This is a genomic window from Sporosarcina jiandibaonis (assembly GCF_013184495.1).
GTDB classification, from domain to species: Bacteria; Bacillota; Bacilli; order Bacillales_A; family Planococcaceae; genus Sporosarcina; species Sporosarcina jiandibaonis.
This window is the reverse complement of record NZ_JAAOIY010000013.1, coordinates 1-16843: the sequence shown is the minus strand read 5'-3', so window position 1 is coordinate 16843 and position 16843 is coordinate 1. Positions and strand designations below refer to the sequence as shown.

Below are 16843 nucleotides of genomic sequence, written 5' to 3'. Positions count from 1 at the left end.
ACTCACCCATCCGCCGCTAACATTTAAAGAAGCAAGCTTCAATAAATGTTCGCTCGACTTGCATGTATTAGGCATGCCGCCAGCGTTCGTCCTGAGCCAGGATCAAACTCTCCATAATAGAGAAACTTGAATAGCTCAAATTTCATTTTGCTGACTTCGAATCCGAAGATTCGTTTTTGTTTCGAATTAACGAAACGTTATATCTTGACGTTTTGCTGTTCAGTTTTCAAGGTTCATTGTTATCGTCCTACTAATATAGAAGAAATTCAAAAGTAAGTTGTTTTCGTGTTTCTTCTGTAACAGCGACTTCTCTAATATAACAAATCCGAGAATGTATGTCAACAATTATTTTAAAATCTTTTTTTGTTGAATATGCACTGCTTCTTAAGGACAAGTAATACTATACCCCAAGACGCAGTGTAAAATCAAGCCTTTTTTAAAAATAAAATTCTCTTCATTGTTTTTCCGTCTATAACAAACAATAATATGCCTAATATAACAATAAGCCCTCCAGTTATTTGAGCAATTGAAAGTGTTTCATGAAAGATGTAATAGGCAAGGATAGATGCGCCGACAGGTTCGAATAAGATTGCAATGGATATTACATTTGTGCTGACCCACTTAAGAGACCAATTAAATAATGAATGGCCTAGCAAGTTCGGAATTAGAGCAAGCAATACAAACCATAACCAATCCATACTCGGATGCGGACCAAGTGATTCCCCTCTAATAATAACGTAGAAAAAAAGTGTGACAGTACTAATAGAGTAAACGATAAATGTGTATGTAATTAATGAGAGATGTTGACGAACAACTTGCCCGAATAATAAATAGGCAGTTATAAGCGCACAACCAATCAAAGCTAACATATCGCCAAACAATGCTGTTCCACTAACTTTAAAATCACCCCAACTTATGATGAAGCTACCTAAGATAGCAATAGTAGCGGATAGAATTGTTTTTAACGATAATTTCTCCTTGAAGAAAAAATAAGTACCCGCGAAAGCGAATATCGGTTGCAATGTAACAAGCACAGTTGAACTTGCTACAGAAGTATAATTGAGCGATTCAAACCAAAAGATAAAGTGAAAGGCTAAAAAAACTCCAGCAAATGTTGTATTGATCCAATCTCTTTTGCTTAATAGTTTTATTTCCCACCTATATTTATAAAGAAAAACGGGTAATAGTAATAGAACTGAAAAAAACATTCGATAAAATGCGATTACTCCTGCATCAGCCGTCGCCAGTTTAACAAAAACAGCTGATAATGCGACTGAAATCACACCGATCATTATTGGAATGTAGGGGTTGATACTTGGTTTCTCCATATAGAACACTTCGCTTTCAATTAATAGGGTTAACAACTAAGTAGTATATCACCTTTAATAACAATGAACATTCTATAGGAAGTATAATGCATTAGGAAATTAAACAGTCTCACTATAATTCTATACTTACGGTCACTATCGTTCGATAACAAAGTTTAAACATCTCTATAGGAAGGAACAGAATAAGGACAATATATTTTTTTACTTTTAAATAAAGGAGGATTTCTACATGACTGACATATTCAAGTTATTAAAAGAAGGAAATAAACCTTCGCTGCTTGCCGGGATTGTAAATACGATTATTGCAATTTTAAAGGGTATCGCATTTTTCCTTACAGGTAACGTCGCTATGTTTGCGGAAACACTCCATTCACTTGGTGATGCTGCAAATCAATTTTTCGTATTTATAGGTTCAGCGTTATCTAGAAAAGCTCCGACACCTCAATTCCCCAATGGATTCGGCCGTGTAGTCAATTTAGTTTGTCTCGGAGCTGTTATTATAGTTGCAATAATGTCTTATGAAGCGGTAAAAGAAGGTTGGCACCATGTAATGAATCCAACTGAATCGGGTGGTTTCATCATTAACCTCTCTGTACTCGCTATTGCAATTATTCTTGAAGCAGGCGTGCTTTATAAAGCCGGAAAAGAAATTTTACATGAGGCAGGCATCGAAAAAGGCGGACTAGCACCTTTAACATTAGGATTTGCCAATCTAAAGAAAGCAAAACCTGCAACAAAACTGGTGTTTATGGAAGACTTTGTTGCGACCGCTGGTGGAGTTTTAGCGTTCCTCGCGGTATTACTCGCACACTTTTTCGGACTGCTCGTTGCGGAAGGAATCGCTTCTATCGCGATTGGATTGATGATGTTTTACGTAGTCGGGAGAGTATTTCTTGAAAATGCTAGAGGAGCTATTGGAGAAACTGATGAAGAAATGCTTAAACATATCGCACATATTGTTGCAATGGATGCCGATGTGAAAGATATTCAACATATCGAAGTGATAAAGGAAGGGGAATTTCTTCACGTTCAAGTAACTGCTGAAGTTAACCCTTCTCATACACTTGCGTATATCGATGACGTACGTGATCGGCTAATGAAAATAATATTAAATCAAAAAGGGGTTCAAGATGTAATGATTTCATTTGACGAAGACGACGGAATTCGTACTTGGAAAGGCTCTAATGAACCAAATAAAGTAGAGAAATTCAGTTCAAAACTTCCAAAGTAATCATCCAATAGCAACCGTCACGCACTTAAAATGCGCGACGGGTTTCAATTTAAAGGGAGGCTATTAGCACTTTTTCAACATCTTCTTTACTCATGTTTGAAAAATTACCGATGTTCCCATTAATAGTAGCCTTTTCCGCCATGAGTTCGATTTTAGAATTATCTATGCCATAATCTGCAAGTGTTTCAGGGGCTCCAATCGAGGACCAGAATGATCTTAAACGATCAATTCCTTCTAAGGCAATTTCTATAGTGGTTTTGCCTTCAGGATTGACTTGGAATACTTTTTCCGCCAATCTTGCGAATCGTTCAGGATTTACGTCCACATTTTGTCTCATCCAATGCGGGAATATTATCGCCAAACCTCCCGCATGCGGTATGTCGTAAACTGCTGAAATGGCATGTTCGATTTCATGGGATGCCCAATCCCCTCGGTAACCTAGGCGTAGAAAGTTGTTTAACCCTAGCGTTCCCGCTATAAGAATTGTTTTGCGTAATTCATAGTTTTCAAGGTCCTCCACAAGTTTGGGACCATTTTCAATAATTGCGCGCAGCACGCCTTCACACATTTCATCTTGCACTGGGGTGTTTGTCGCTTCATTAAAATACTGTTCGAAAATATGGGACATCATATCGATGATTCCGTAAACTGTTTGGTCTTTTGGAACGGATATTGTATATGCAGGATCCAAAATTGAGAATTTCGGAAATGTGAAAGGACTTCCCCAACCGTATTTTTCTTGGGTTTCTTCGTTTGTAATAACCGATCCTGCATTCATTTCAGAACCTGTTGCCGCTAACGTAAGCACCGTGCCAAATGGAAGTCCATCTTTTGGAGTTGCTTTCTTACTTACAAAATCCCAAGCGTCGCCATCATACTTTGCTGCACAGGCGATTAGTTTCGTACAATCAATTACCGAGCCGCCCCCAACTGCCAATAAAAAGTCGATTCCTTGTTCTTTACAAATCTCCGCCCCTTTACGAGCAGTCGAGATACGGGGATTTGGTTCGACTCCAGCTAACTCATGGACCTCCATACCTAATTCATTAAGTAGTGTCATGACTTCATCGTAAAGGCCATTCCGTTTAATACTGCCGCCGCCGTAGACAACTAGAATCTTTTTTCCGTAATTCGGCAATTCTTCCCTAAGCTTTTCTAATTGCCCTTTACCGAAAATTAACTTGACTGGATTATAAAATGTAAAGTCGTTCATTTAGAAAACCTCCTATCTACCTACTCCCTATTATCCGGAACGTAATTAGCGATTGCAAAATTAATGTATTTTGTATTTATCATTAATAAATGGACATACTTAATATGGAGGTGTTTCAAATGGGAACTGTACAAAGAGTCGCACTCGCGTTAGTCATTATTGGTGCATTAAACTGGGGTCTTGCTGGTTTGTTTCGATTTGATGTTGTAGGAGAATTAGCGGGTGGTTCTGCGGAGCCGATTGCTCGACTCATTTATATTGTAATTGGTGTGGCAGGACTTCTTACTCTGGGCTTACTCTTCGAAGATTGGCGAGACAGGGATGTTGTCAAAACGCATGCCGCGAGACCAGAAGAAATATAAAAAAGACATCTCCCGTTTACATCGGGAAATGTCTTTTTAATTATTATGCCCAACCACGGAAACGTGATGCTTCGGCAGTTGCACGAACACCAACCATGTATGCTGCTAGGCGCATATCTATATTACGTGTAGTAGCAGTAGTATAAACATTTTCAAATGCTGCTACCATTTTCTCTGTTAATTTTTCACGAATTTCTTCTTCAGACCAATAGTATCCCATATTGTTCTGTACCCATTCAAAGTATGAAACAGTTACTCCGCCCGCACTTGCCAATACATCCGGAACGAGCAGTATTCCACGTTCAGTAAGTATTTGTGTAGCCTCTGCCGTTGTCGGACCATTTGCTGCCTCAACAACAATGCTTGCTTTTATATTATGTGCATTTTCTTCGGTAATTTGATTAGCAATTGCAGCTGGTACAATAATATCGCAGTCCAGTTCGAAGAGTTCTTTGTTAGTAATCGTATCTTCGAAAAGTGTTGTTACCGTACCGAAGCTGTCGCGACGATCGAGTAAATAATCGATATCCAAACCATCCGGATCATGAAGCGCACCGTAAGCATCTGAAATTCCGATTACTTTAGCACCTGCATCATGAAGGAATTTAGATAAGAAACTCCCAGCGTTTCCAAAACCTTGGATAACGACACGTGCACCTTTCATATCGATGCCGCGTTTTTTCGCTGCTTCTTCAATTACAATGGTAACACCTTCCGCTGTCGCGCGGTCCCGACCTTGAGAACCTCCGAGAACAATCGGTTTACCAGTAATAAATCCAGGTGAGTTGAATTCATCAATTCGACTATATTCATCCATCATCCATGCCATAATTTGAGCATTTGTAAAAACGTCTGGGGCAGGAATATCTTTTGCTGGTCCCATAACTTGGCTCAATGCGCGGACATAACCGCGACTCAAACGCTCAAGCTCTCCCATAGACATTTCACGTGGATCACAGATTACTGCACCTTTACCACCACCATACGGAAGATTTACGATTCCGCATTTTAATGTCATCCACATTGAAAGTGCTTTCACTTCAATGTAGTCTACTTCAGGGTGGAAACGCACGCCGCCTTTTGTCGGACCAACAGCATCATTATGTTGGCCACGGAAACCTGTAAACACTTTAATTTTTCCATCATCCATACGGATAGGAATCCGTACTTCAACCATACGAATCGGATCCTTTAGAAGGTCGTACATTCCTTCATCGTAGCCGAGTTTATCAAGAGCTTCTTTAATGACATCTTGCGTGGACGTTAACAGCTTCATATTATCAGTCAATTGTTTTTTTCGCCTCTTTGATTAAAATTTTTTCTTCGAAAATATTATAACATATTGCTAGACGTCTTGAAACTAATCTTTTCAAGCAAAAACTTGCTTGATTTTTTCTAACGCCCAATCAATTTCTTCTTTATTTATAACGAGTGGTGGTGCAAAACGGATTACTGTATCATGCGTTTCTTTACATAGTAATCCCAGTTCTTTTAGATTTTCGCAATACGGTCGAGCGTCTACAGATAATTCTACGCCGATGAACAATCCACGCCCTCTTACTTCTTTAATATCCGGATGGTTTATTTTCTTTAATTCATCCATGAAATAATTGCCGAGTTCTAATGCATTTTCTGCGAGGTTTTCATCTTCAAGAACTTCTAACGATGCAATCGAGACTGCACACGCCATTGGATTTCCGCCGAATGTCGATCCATGTGACCCCGGATTGAATACGCCAAGGATATCTTTGTCTGCGACAACACATGAAATCGGGAATACTCCCCCGCCAAGTGCTTTTCCAAGTACATACATGTCAGGCTTTATGCCTTCCCATTCACATGCGAACATTTTACCTGTACGACCTAGGCCGGCTTGGATTTCATCTGCTATAAACAACACATTATGTTTCGTGCAAAGATCGCGTGCCGCTTTAATGTAACCTTCGGGAGGAATAATTATGCCTGCTTCGCCTTGAATTGGCTCAATCAGAAATGCTGCCGTGTTTGGTGTAATCGCTGCTTCGAGTTCATCGATATCACCATATGAAACTAGTTTGATACCTGGTAGCATTGGACCAAATCCGCGTTGATATTCCGGTTCCGATGATAATGAAACGGCTGTCATCGTGCGACCATGGAAGTTTCCGTTGCATGCGATAATTTCTGCTTGCCCATCAGCAACGCCTTTTACATCGTAAGCCCAACGTCGTGCTGTTTTAACTGCTGTTTCAACTGCTTCCGCACCCGTGTTCATCGGAAGAGCCATTTCTTTTCCTGACAATTTACAAACTTTTTCATACCACGGACCGAGTTGATCATTATGAAATGCGCGTGATGTTAGTGTTACACGATCTGCTTGTTCCTTCAGTGCATTGATAATTTTGGGATGACGGTGACCTTGGTTAACGGCTGAATACGCAGCAAGCATATCCATATACTTATTACCCTCTGGATCTTTCACCCAAACGCCTTCCGCTTCTGAAATAACAATTGGTAGTGGATGGTAATTATTCGCTCCAAACTTTTCTGTTTGTTCAATTACATTTTTCGATAATGACACATAATTCCCTCCTTTTTAATAGCAGATTGTCCCTTCATATACGAAGAGACAATCCTTACAAGTGGTTCATATTTATATTATCGTATTTCTTATCTATTTTATAGTGTTTCTGAAGTTGTTTTTCCTTGCATATGAAGTTGCAAGTAATCTGGTCCGCCCGCTTTGGAGTCAGTACCTGACATGTTGAAGCCGCCAAATGGCTGGTAGCCAACAATAGCACCCGTGCAGCCACGGTTAAAGTAAAGGTTTCCAACATGGAAATCTTCGCGAGCTTGTTCGATATGCTCACGGTTATTCGTGATGACAGCACCTGTTAAGCCGTAGTCTGTGTTGTTTGCGATTTCAATTGCTTCGTCGAAGCTTTTTGCTTTTGTCAAGCCGACAACTGGTCCGAAAATTTCTTCTTGCATGATACGAGATTTAGGGTCAAGGTCTGCAAATACTGTCGGTGCGACAAAGTATCCTTTCGAATCGTCTCCCGTACCACCAGCAATTAAACGACCCTCTTCTTTACCAATTTCAATATAACTCATGATTTTATCGAATGAAGCTTGGTCAATAACTGGTCCGGTGAAGTTCGAGTTATTCGAAGAATCCCCGTAAGTCAATTCTTTTGTCAGTTCTTCAACGCGTTCTACTACTTGGTCATAAACATCTTCATGAATGACTGCCCGTGAACAAGCTGAACATTTCTGTCCGCTAAAACCGAATGCCGATTTTACAATGGCTTGTGCCGCTAATTCCAAATCTGCTTGGTTGTCAACAACGATGGTATCTTTACCGCCCATTTCCGCGATAACCCGTTTTAACCAAATTTGTCCTTCATTCACGACTGCTGCACGTTCGTAAATTCTCGTTCCAACTTCACGTGAGCCCGTAAATGATATGAAACGTGTTCTTGGGTGATCGACTAGGTAATCGCCGACCTCTGCGCCTGAACCCGGGATGAAGTTAACGACGCCTGCAGGCATTCCCGCTTCTTCCAGAACTTCAATAAATTTATATGCAACAACTGGCGTTGTGGATGCCGGTTTAAGAAGTACTGTATTTCCAGTTACTAGTGCAGCGGCAGTTGTTCCCGCCATAATCGCGAATGCAAAGTTCCATGGTGAAATAACAACGCCAACACCGAGTGGAATGTAGTGGAACTGATTATATTCGCCTGGACGGCTTTCCACAGGCATGCCCTTTTTCAAATCAAGCATTTGACGTCCGTAATATTCTAAGAAGTCGATTCCTTCGGCTACATCTGCATCCGCTTCGTTCCAAGGTTTACCAGCTTCTTTTGTCAGTAATGCTGAAAACTCTGCTTTACGACGACGTACGATTGCAGCTGCTTTGAATAAAACATCAGCTCTGAATTCCGGTTTAACTTTTCTCCATGTGTTAAATGTTTCATCTGCTACTTGCATCGCTTTTTCAGCAAGTTCCTGGCTCGCTTTTGATACACGGCCGATTACTTCTTCTTTATTTGAAGGGTTTGTAGATACTAATTTTTCATCAGTAGTTACACGTTCTCCGCCAATGATTAATGGGTAATCTTCACCGAGATATCCTTCTACTTGTTTTAATGCATTAAGATAAGCGTTCTTATTTTCTTCATTTGTAAAATCAGTGAATGGTTCGTGTTTGTATGGAATCATAATAAATTTCCTCCTTCAATAAGTTCAGGCGCAAAAAATGTTTGCAGTTTGTAATTGGTTACATATATAATAATGCAAAAGATTATTGCTTTTTTCAAGTATTATTACTTTAATAAATACATTTTCTTGAGATTAAGTCGATTGGAGGAGTTTTATGCGAAAAGAGATGGATGCACTTTCTCGGTTTTATGCATTTGCGATTGAACATGCAGCACTTGGAATCCATGCAATAGATAACAATGGTAATACTATTATTTACAATAATAAAATGAAGCAAATTGAAGGGCTCGCTCTTGAAGATGTTCAAGATCGGTCTATTTTGGAATTATTTAATTTTGAACAGGAAGAGAGTACTTTACTTAAAGCTTTACAGAGTGGAAATGAATTATTGAATGTCAAACAAACGTATTGGAATCGAAATGGGATTGAAATTACGACTGTTAATGATACGTACCCGGTATTCGAGAACGGGAATTTAATAGGGGCGATTGAGCTATCACGAGATATAACAGCAATGGAAAAGGTTTTGCATCAGCCGGATTCAAAATCTAATAAACCGACAACTTTCAATGAAATTGTGGCCCATTCGTCTTCAATGAAAACTGTGATATCGACTGCCAAGAAAGCAGCAAAGGCTAAATTGCCCGTTCTTTTAATCGGGGAAACAGGTACTGGAAAAGAACTGATCGCGCAAAGTATCCATAATGCATTATCTCCATCACCTAAATACTTTTATACGCTGCATTGTCATAGTTCCGACCCGCTTCTTATCGATCGATTATTAGAGGACTTGAATGAGTCTGAGTCCTATACGTTGTTTTGTGAGCGAATCGAATTATTATCCATCCCTTTGCAAAAAAAGTTGTTGGCCTTGCTGTCAAAGTCGAACAGCGGAAATCGCCAATTTATCGCAAGTATCGGGGATGATCCTGTTGAATTAATAGCCTCGGGGAACTTATTGAAGGAATTGTATTATTTCTTCTCTTCATTTGCGATTCGAATTCCGCCGCTTCGGAAAAGACATGAAGATATTATGCCTTTCGTTTCCGCTTATTTAAACCGAAGAAGCAAGCGCTATAATAGTGCAATTCAAGGAATTACGCCTGAAGTAGAAAAGATATTCAAACATTATGATTGGCCAGGGAATATGCGCGAACTCGAAATTCTGCTGGACGAAGTCACTTCGCTTTCTTCGACAGAAACTGTCATTACATATAATATGTTGCCTCTCCATTTCAGGGTGAAAACTGGAGATGCAGATGATCAGTCTATTGAAGATTTTATCGTTCACCGTGACAAAGAGTTACTGCCGCTTGATGAATATTTGCATGCGGCTGAAGAGTACTATATTAATAAAGCGATGAAGCTTCATGATGATAATGTTACTAAAACAGCTAATGCCTTAGGAATGAGCCGGCAAAGTTTACAATATCGTTTGCGAAAAATAAAAAATGAGAGGTAGGCAAAATCGCCTCCTCTCATTTTTTATTGACCTGATTGTTCGATCCAATCTTGAAGCTTTTCTTTCAAGGAATTAAAACCTTCTGAATCTCGCTCTTTAATACGTTCTTGTAAAGATTCTCGCGGACGGTCGTCTCGACGATTATTTACTGGGTTTTCTTGTAGTGCACGAATCGACAAACTAATCTTTTCGGCTTCTTCGTTCACTTCCAGGACTTTTACTTCAACTTCTTCTCCAATAGATAGGAACTCGTTTACATCTTTTACAAAACCATACGTAATTTCCGAAATATGGACCAAGCCTTGCGTGTTTTCATCGAGTGAGACGAATGCGCCGTAGGGTTGAATGCCCGTTACTTTTCCTGTGAGCTTTTCTCCCGCTTCATACTTTCTCGCCATTTGAAACAGCTCCCAATTTTTTATATCGTATCTGCCATAAGGCCATCTAAATTATATCATGAATGCATTTAGCGGGCAAAAAAGCATGCTGCACTTATTCAATCTCATAAATCGTCCAGATATTATTCTCGATGTCGAAAATCATTTTCGCAAAATAATAGATGCTGCCTTCTTGCTCATATCCTACCGGGACAAGCGGCGAACCGTTAATGCTTCCATCTCCCATATCTACAAATATCGACTCTACTTGTTCTGGTAAGGATTCTTTTTTCTTCCAGTTTTTCATGTATTCTTGAAGGTTAACTGGGACAAATTCATGATTTAAAAGATGCCACATTGTCTCGGAATCTTCTAGTTCATTTGCATAATAATAGACACCGATAATATCTAGAGGATTCGCTTGTTCCAAAGTGACTAGATTATAATCATAGGAGAAATTATCATACAACTCTTTAAGCGCTACTTGATAATCGGGATCTTGAACTGACGTTGTAATTGTTCCGTATCCAACGAACTCACCAAGAGTAAATAAATTCAAGCTATTTTCTTGCGCAAAGGTTAATGCTCTATAAATATGGTTTTGATCTAATCGCTGATAACTTTTCGATTTTTCCCAATCGCTCGCTTTCATTTCTTCAACGATTTCCTTCATGATAAACGCAGCCGGGGAATCTCCGCCGAGATTTGCAATCTTTTCCCAAATAGCACGATATTTTTCTTTCACTTTTCCGGAATCATCCAAAATTTCATTCGTCTCATCTTCGTCATCGTCAATTACTAATAAATTAAATAAAGTTGAGTACGTATGCGACAGCATCCAGTAATACATATAGGATTGTTCCGTGGCAAGTAATGTTTTTTCCATATCGATTAAATAGTCTAATGATTGGTCCAATGAAAAATCGAGGCTTTGCACGTTAAACATATGCTCGGTTTCGAGCATTGTCATATACCCGCCCACATCTTCATGTAGCGCATTTCTAATTTTCTTGCTCAATTCATTTTTCTGGTATTTCGGATGGAAGGGCGCGACATTAGGAATCGAAACCGGATAATAATTTTGTTTTTCCAGTCCTGTTAAAATTCTTTGAAAATCCTCAGGGAACGTATCCTTCCTTTCCATAAACTCTTCGATGTCAATTTCGTCGCCGACCATCGCATCTTCGATGATTTCGTGATGGTCGTAGTAAATCGTATAAAAAGACTCCTGAATATAGAAATGTTTTTCTAAGTACAAATTAATGAATTCTTCGCTTTTTCTCTTATTATTCGTTATTGGATTTTTAATTAATTGTTCCGCCATTTCAGATGGCAATTGTAATTGTTCAATTATTTCTTTGTATTCTTTCTTCATTTGTTTCTTATCGACTTTTTCATTATTAATCATTAGTCTTTCATAACGCCTGATCATCGCATCAAAATCTCTCCGCGGCGCTTCTGCATATCGACTTCTGAAATCATTGTCGTTCTGTTCGATTGTTTCTGGAAAACCTAATTCATTAAATTTGTTTTCTATTTCTTTTTCGAATGACATTTTTAAGCGTTCTATATATTTTTCAGTTGAAGACTTTTGGTATTCCTCTCCAGTAACCACTGAAACCGTGATGAGGGTTAATAAAGTGACTATCCCGGCAATCCATGAAAGCAGAATTTTTTTTGATGATTTAGGTTTTTGTATAGGCTCACTTTCGACTTGTTGCTCCTCGAAAATATTTTCATAATCGAATGAAAATCGAAGCCGCTCATATGATTTACCTAGAAACTTTAATTGCTTCTCGATTTGGAGAAGATTTCTATTTAGTTTTTGACGTGATTCGGCAATTAAATTCATTATTTCATTTTCTGGAAATCCTGTAATGAAAGCAATTTCTTTCTCTGTCATTACATGAAAACAGGAAAGTATTAAGGTGATTTTATTTTCATCGTTAAGATTGATGATTTTTTCATGAAGTTGTTGATCTTCTTCAAAGGGCAAGAAATTTTCTTTATCATGAGGCAGTTCCATATTTCTAATTATCGTTAAAGTAATCTTATACATAAATAATCGAAGCTGATTTACGTCTTCCGCTTCAGTCAACTGGCTATTTAATTTCCTGAACGTTGCTTTCGTTACCTGCTGTAATTGAGTCGAACCGCACCCGTATTGAACAGCGAATTGTTCTATTTTTTTCGAGTGAATTGCCATCCATTTTTTTAATGCCTCTCGGTCGCCCGTCTTTAGCTGATTGAATAACTCAACATCCGCTATAATAATCATCCCCCTGCTCTATCGTACCTGAAATAATTCATCTTCGAATTCTGTTATTTCAATGGATACACGATACGCCAACCGTTTTTTGTCCACATCATGTTGATCTCTACTATCGATTCTATGCTTGGATTCGTTTCTTGATTGACCGTTAACGTTGCAACGCCGGGCCAGTTCCCGTTCTTGTCTTGTTCTAATCCTTTAAACGAAATCGTCTTGTATAGATTTTCCATATCCGTTGAAGGAATTTCGCTTGGTTTCTTTAGATATTGTTCTTTTTCAATAACTTTAGATTCATCACCTTGATAATAGAAAGCATATTGCGTTTCGCGGTCCCCTTTTTGTGCGGCAAGAAAATAGGTAGCGATCACGTCAATCGGACCCATATATCCATCGGATGCCTTCGTTTCAACGAAGTGATTATACATATGTGAAATCCATTCTTTATCAATCTCAGTGATTTTTATTTCAGGGTGTTCTTCAGATGAAGGCAGCTGTTGATGCACAAATTCACGTATATAAAATTCTCGATTTTTATCTATCCAAATCGGAATATATTGGTCATCCGATTGATTTTTTTCGATTTTTACAGTGGCGTAAAAATTTCTTCCATATCGTACTATGTCTTCATTGGAAAATTCAACAGAGGTCGCTTCTTCAAAAATTGAAAATCCTTTTCGCCAATCTGCAATAAAAGATTCTCCCGATTCTTCTGGTTCGTATCGATAAAACTCCCCGTTGTCAAAGTTGAATAACTTCAACATCGTCATTGGGTCTTCCATTTCATTTGCATAGTCATAAACGCCGACTACAAAAATAGGTGATAGCTCTTTAAAAATGGTTCTGTCGTAAGTTTTTTTAAATTCCGCATATAACTTTTCTATTTTAGTTGTAAAAAGTTTGTCTGGCAGGTCGATTTTTTCATTGACAAGCGTTGGCATTTTACCGAACATGATTTCCTCTAGTTTACCTTCATGCGATAGTTTGAGTGCATCGAGGATTGATTTACGAGTTAAACGCTCCCAACTCTCTGACTTCTTCCAAGCAGATGCTTCCATTTCTTCAATGATTGGTTGCACAAGATAATTTATTGGCAAGGCTTCCTCTTGATAATCAAATTTTTTCCACGCATCTTGATAAAGAACTGGTACTATTCCTTGTACGTCCATTTCTTCAATAAGGTCTTTCCCTTTCATAAATTCATAAAAAAATGATGCGAAATAGGTTTCCAACTCTTTGTAATAACTTTTATCATTACTGATTTGTATAATGGCATGTTGCATTTCAGTTAATTCCCAATAAATCCAATCCGGACTATTGACCATATTGACATGGTTAAGATAATAATCATAAGTCATGATTGCAACGTATGCACGAGCGGTTTGATGATAGCTATAGCTCAATTGATCATGAAGCGTTGACCTGAAATAACATGCATTAATTTCGAATGTATTATTTTTGGCGCATAATTGGATGGATTGGGTACGCATCGTGTCAATCGCTTGTTGAAGTTCATTTGGAAATTCTGTTCTTGAAAGCATTAATAATGATGCTTTTTGTGATCCCCCTTCAAACTCTTCAATCGTTTCTCGGTTATCCCAAAGAATGCCGTTGTAGACAGTGATTAAATCTTTTATTTTTCCCTTATAGGTCATGACATGTTCGATACTCTCGTTCTCGCTTTCATGGAGTGGTTCTTGTTGAATGTCAGCAATCATTTCAGATGGCAATTTTAAGTCCTCTATGATGTTTTCGACTATTTTTTCCATGTTTACCGGAATTTCTCCACGTTCCATCGAATCTTTTAACTCCATTATTTCCTTATCTGCTTTTCTGATGAAATTCAATTGGTCAAACCTTGCATCTTCCAATTTGAGTCTTTCTTGTCTTTTGGTGCGTTCAGTTTTATATTTTTCTTCCAGTTCTTTGAAAAACTCCAGATCAGTAGCATTAATAATCGAACTTTCTTTTTTGTCGGGAAATGATAATGGCAATGAAAGTAGGACGATCGCTAAGGCTAATGCGCCTATAATTGACCACGCGATCGATTTCTTTTTTGACTTGATGACGGGCTGATCCATAGCACCAAATATTTGTTCAGCTTTAAATGTCACGGATAAGCGATCATAGGATTTTTTGAGAAGCTCAAGATTTTTTCTACTTTCGCCGAGCAACTCATTTGCAGCTAGGATGGTCGAATCAATATCTTCCGCGGAATCTCCGGTAATAATTGAAATTTGGTCGTTATTTAAATCGTGATAAAAAGATAAGATAAATGGAATACGATATTTCTTATCTAGTTCTGCAATTTTCATATGAAGGAGCGTGTCTTCTTTAAATGGGAGAGCATCTTCTGGAATGGGTAGCGTTGAATTATATCGCGACAGCTTTTCCGACAAGATTTTATATAATGTAAGTAATAATGGCGCATGTTCATCAAGGCGTCTTAAATTATTACGAAGTGAAATATATGTATCCATCGTCACCTCGTTTGCTTCTTCAAATGTAAGTCCATTTTGAAATGCGAAACGCACCAGCATGCCAGAATGCATATCGATCCATTCCGGAAAATTAGCAAAGTCCCCGTTTTTCGCGTTTCGAATGAGTTCATTTTCTTGCACGTACGGTCAGCCCCTTCCCCGACAACTGTATATAAACCTTATTATACCAGAAAGTGCAAATTATTCAGTTTAATTTCAGATATTAAATTATTCGTTTTCCAATTGAATGGTTGGTGCCGTTACTCGGGCTCTTTTTAGTATGATTCTTAGGTCTTCAGGCGAAACTTATTTTCCACTTCTTCTATTTCGGCTAGTTCACGACTCCCGGCTCCCCCCCTTTCGTAGGATTTATTTCACTTCTGATGTATTTCTTTATTTAATCGTGTACAATAAAAAAATGTTTGTAAATAGAAAGAGTGATGAAATATGGCCCCACGTGAACAGTGGACATCGAAAATCGGGTTTATCCTCGCAGCAGCGGGGAGTGCGATTGGACTCGGTGCGATATGGAAATTCCCTTATATGGCAGGAACAAATGGCGGTAGTGTATTTGTTCTGCTCTTCATTATTAGTACGATAGCAATTGGACTTCCGATACTTCTTGCCGAATTCGTTATAGGTCGAATGGGACAAGCGGATGCAGTAACAACGCTTAAGCGGTTGGCTCCTGGAAGTAAGTGGAACTTGATTGGTTGGCTCGGCTTCGCTTTCGGATTTATCGTGCTGTCTTTTTATAGCGTTGTCGGCGGTTGGATTTTGTCTTATTTAGCACGGGCGCTTATCTTCCAACTCAATGGATTGGATTATGGTGCGATGTTCGATTCAATTACGGCTAATCCCGTTGAAGTATTGCTTTCGCAAGCGGTGTTTATGCTGCTAACTATTTGGATTGTGCAAGGCGGCATTAAAGCGGGCATTGAACGAGCAAGTAGATGGATGATGCCTCTATTATTTATATTTTTCATCATCTTGGCCATCCGGTCATTAACACTCGAAGGTGCGATGGAAGGTGTGCGTTTCTTATTTGTGCCGGATTGGTCCTTACTAACAGGTGAAACTTTTATTCTTGCGCTTGGACAAGCGTTTTTCTCCCTTAGCGTTGGCGTCACTGGCATGTTGACGTATGCTTCTTATTTATCAAAAGAAGAACGTCTAGGGCAATCTGCATTAAATGTATCAATCCTGAACATTATTATTTCCATTTTGGCAGGGCTTGTTATTTTCCCGGCGGTTTTTGCACTGGGGCATTCCCCAGCTGAAGGACCTGGTTTAATATTCGTTGTGTTACCAGCTATTTTTGAACAAATTCCGTTCGGGAATCTATTTATGATTATTTTCTTCATTTTAATGCTTTTTGCGACTTTGACATCCTCAATTTCTATGTTGGAAATTGTCGTATCAACAGGCATTCGAACGCGAACTGATCGCAGGAAACGGGCGGCTTGGGTATTCGGATTGCTTATTTTCATCATCGGGATACCGAGCGCCTTGTCTTTTGGATTATTATCCGGTGTCAATGTGTTCGGAGGAACGATTTTCGATTTTGCAGATCTATTAACGAGTCGAATCGGTATGCCGATTGGCGCGCTATTGATTTCTATATTTGCGGGATTTGTATTGACGAAAAAACAAACGGTAGACGAATTAAATACACACCCCGTTGTACATGCAGTCTGGAAGTTTCTTGTTAGGTATGCAGCTCCTGTTGCAATCGCTGTTATTTTTATCGCTTGGATTATTGAAATTACATTATAAAAAAACAACCTATGGACAATAAATGAACTGAACCCCGAAAAGCGGACACTTTAAAAAAGTACCCCTTTCGGGGTTTTTTCTATGGAAAAAACCCGCTATACTATACCTAACTTGAAGGAGCGGGATAATTTTATGAGTAAAA

Annotated in this window: 12 protein-coding genes and 1 rRNA gene; 4 read left to right on the top strand and 9 right to left on the bottom strand. The window is 38.8% G+C overall.

The window, feature by feature from the left end:
- Both G8782_RS18095 and G8782_RS18090 read right to left on the bottom strand, forming a co-directional pair.
- Window positions 1-118: ribosomal RNA gene (locus tag G8782_RS18095) — 16S ribosomal RNA — on the bottom strand; the annotation flags it as partial.
- Window positions 119-425: 307 nt separating this feature from the next.
- On the bottom strand, window positions 426-1328 hold the full coding sequence (locus G8782_RS18090; protein WP_172373880.1) for a DMT family transporter: 903 nt from the start codon (window positions 1326-1328) through the stop codon (window positions 426-428).
- A 229-nt stretch (window positions 1329-1557) separates the two neighbouring features.
- Between G8782_RS18090 and G8782_RS18085 the strand changes: the two genes are divergently transcribed.
- On the top strand, window positions 1558-2559 hold the full coding sequence (locus G8782_RS18085) for a cation diffusion facilitator family transporter (protein ID WP_172373878.1): 1002 nt from the start codon (window positions 1558-1560) through the stop codon (window positions 2557-2559).
- A 49-nt stretch (window positions 2560-2608) separates the two neighbouring features.
- Here the strand turns inward: G8782_RS18085 and G8782_RS18080 are convergent, their stop codons facing one another.
- A complete protein-coding gene (locus G8782_RS18080; RefSeq protein ID WP_172373876.1) occupies window positions 2609-3772 on the bottom strand; it encodes an iron-containing alcohol dehydrogenase in 1164 nt (387 codons plus the stop codon).
- A gap of 119 nt (window positions 3773-3891) precedes the next feature.
- Between G8782_RS18080 and G8782_RS18075 the strand changes: the two genes are divergently transcribed.
- Window positions 3892-4134, top strand: a complete 243-nt coding sequence (locus G8782_RS18075; protein WP_172373874.1) for a DUF378 domain-containing protein — start codon at window positions 3892-3894, stop codon at window positions 4132-4134.
- A gap of 43 nt (window positions 4135-4177) precedes the next feature.
- On the opposite strand, the gene G8782_RS18070 is transcribed toward G8782_RS18075, so the two are convergent.
- The 3 genes from G8782_RS18070 to pruA form a co-directional block, all read right to left on the bottom strand.
- Window positions 4178-5422 (bottom strand): Glu/Leu/Phe/Val family dehydrogenase, encoded by a 1245-nt coding sequence (locus G8782_RS18070; protein ID WP_172373872.1) that lies wholly within the window; start codon window positions 5420-5422, stop codon window positions 4178-4180.
- Window positions 5423-5503: 81 nt separating this feature from the next.
- Window positions 5504-6694, bottom strand: a complete 1191-nt coding sequence (locus tag G8782_RS18065) for an ornithine--oxo-acid transaminase (RefSeq protein ID WP_172373870.1) — start codon at window positions 6692-6694, stop codon at window positions 5504-5506.
- 98 nt (window positions 6695-6792) lie between these two features.
- Entirely contained in the window at window positions 6793-8340 is a 1548-nt protein-coding gene (pruA, locus tag G8782_RS18060; RefSeq protein ID WP_425505505.1) for an L-glutamate gamma-semialdehyde dehydrogenase, read from the bottom strand.
- Window positions 8341-8491: 151 nt separating this feature from the next.
- Here pruA and G8782_RS18055 point away from each other — a divergent pair, with 151 nt between their 5' ends.
- Window positions 8492-9799: an AAA-type ATPase lid domain-containing protein gene (locus G8782_RS18055; protein ID WP_172373866.1), complete on the top strand. Its 1308-nt coding sequence runs from the start codon at window positions 8492-8494 to the stop codon at window positions 9797-9799.
- Between the two features lie 23 nt (window positions 9800-9822).
- Here G8782_RS18055 and yugI read toward each other — a convergent pair whose 3' ends face one another.
- The 3 genes from yugI to G8782_RS18040 all read right to left on the bottom strand — a co-directional run bounded on the left by yugI (window position 9823) and on the right by G8782_RS18040 (window position 15066).
- The gene (yugI, locus tag G8782_RS18050) at window positions 9823-10197 is read right to left on the bottom strand and encodes a S1 domain-containing post-transcriptional regulator GSP13 (protein ID WP_172373864.1); all 375 of its coding nucleotides are present in this window, start codon (window positions 10195-10197) and stop codon (window positions 9823-9825) included.
- 94 nt (window positions 10198-10291) lie between these two features.
- Complete coding sequence (locus G8782_RS18045) at window positions 10292-12454, bottom strand: sigma-70 RNA polymerase sigma factor region 4 domain-containing protein (protein ID WP_172373862.1); 2163 nt, start codon at window positions 12452-12454, stop codon at window positions 10292-10294.
- Window positions 12455-12498: 44 nt separating this feature from the next.
- Window positions 12499-15066, bottom strand: coding sequence for an RNA polymerase sigma factor (locus tag G8782_RS18040; RefSeq protein ID WP_172373860.1), 2568 nt, complete (start codon window positions 15064-15066; stop codon window positions 12499-12501).
- A 306-nt stretch (window positions 15067-15372) separates the two neighbouring features.
- Here G8782_RS18040 and G8782_RS18035 point away from each other — a divergent pair, with 306 nt between their 5' ends.
- Entirely contained in the window at window positions 15373-16701 is a 1329-nt protein-coding gene (locus G8782_RS18035; RefSeq protein ID WP_172373858.1) for a sodium-dependent transporter, read from the top strand.
- Window positions 16702-16843: the final 142 nt, after the last annotated feature.

Coding starts and splice junctions, on each gene's coding strand:
- G8782_RS18090 (WP_172373880.1), bottom strand. CDS start 1,328: ATGGAGAAACCAAGTATCAACCCCTACATTCCAATAATGATCGGTGTG.
- G8782_RS18085 (WP_172373878.1), top strand. CDS start 1,558: ATGACTGACATATTCAAGTTATTAAAAGAAGGAAATAAACCTTCGCTG.
- G8782_RS18080 (WP_172373876.1), bottom strand. CDS start 3,772: ATGAACGACTTTACATTTTATAATCCAGTCAAGTTAATTTTCGGTAAA.
- G8782_RS18075 (WP_172373874.1), top strand. CDS start 3,892: ATGGGAACTGTACAAAGAGTCGCACTCGCGTTAGTCATTATTGGTGCA.
- G8782_RS18055 (WP_172373866.1), top strand. CDS start 8,492: ATGCGAAAAGAGATGGATGCACTTTCTCGGTTTTATGCATTTGCGATT.
- yugI (WP_172373864.1), bottom strand. CDS start 10,197: ATGGCGAGAAAGTATGAAGCGGGAGAAAAGCTCACAGGAAAAGTAACG.
- G8782_RS18045 (WP_172373862.1), bottom strand. CDS start 12,454: ATGATTATTATAGCGGATGTTGAGTTATTCAATCAGCTAAAGACGGGC.
- G8782_RS18035 (WP_172373858.1), top strand. CDS start 15,373: ATGGCCCCACGTGAACAGTGGACATCGAAAATCGGGTTTATCCTCGCA.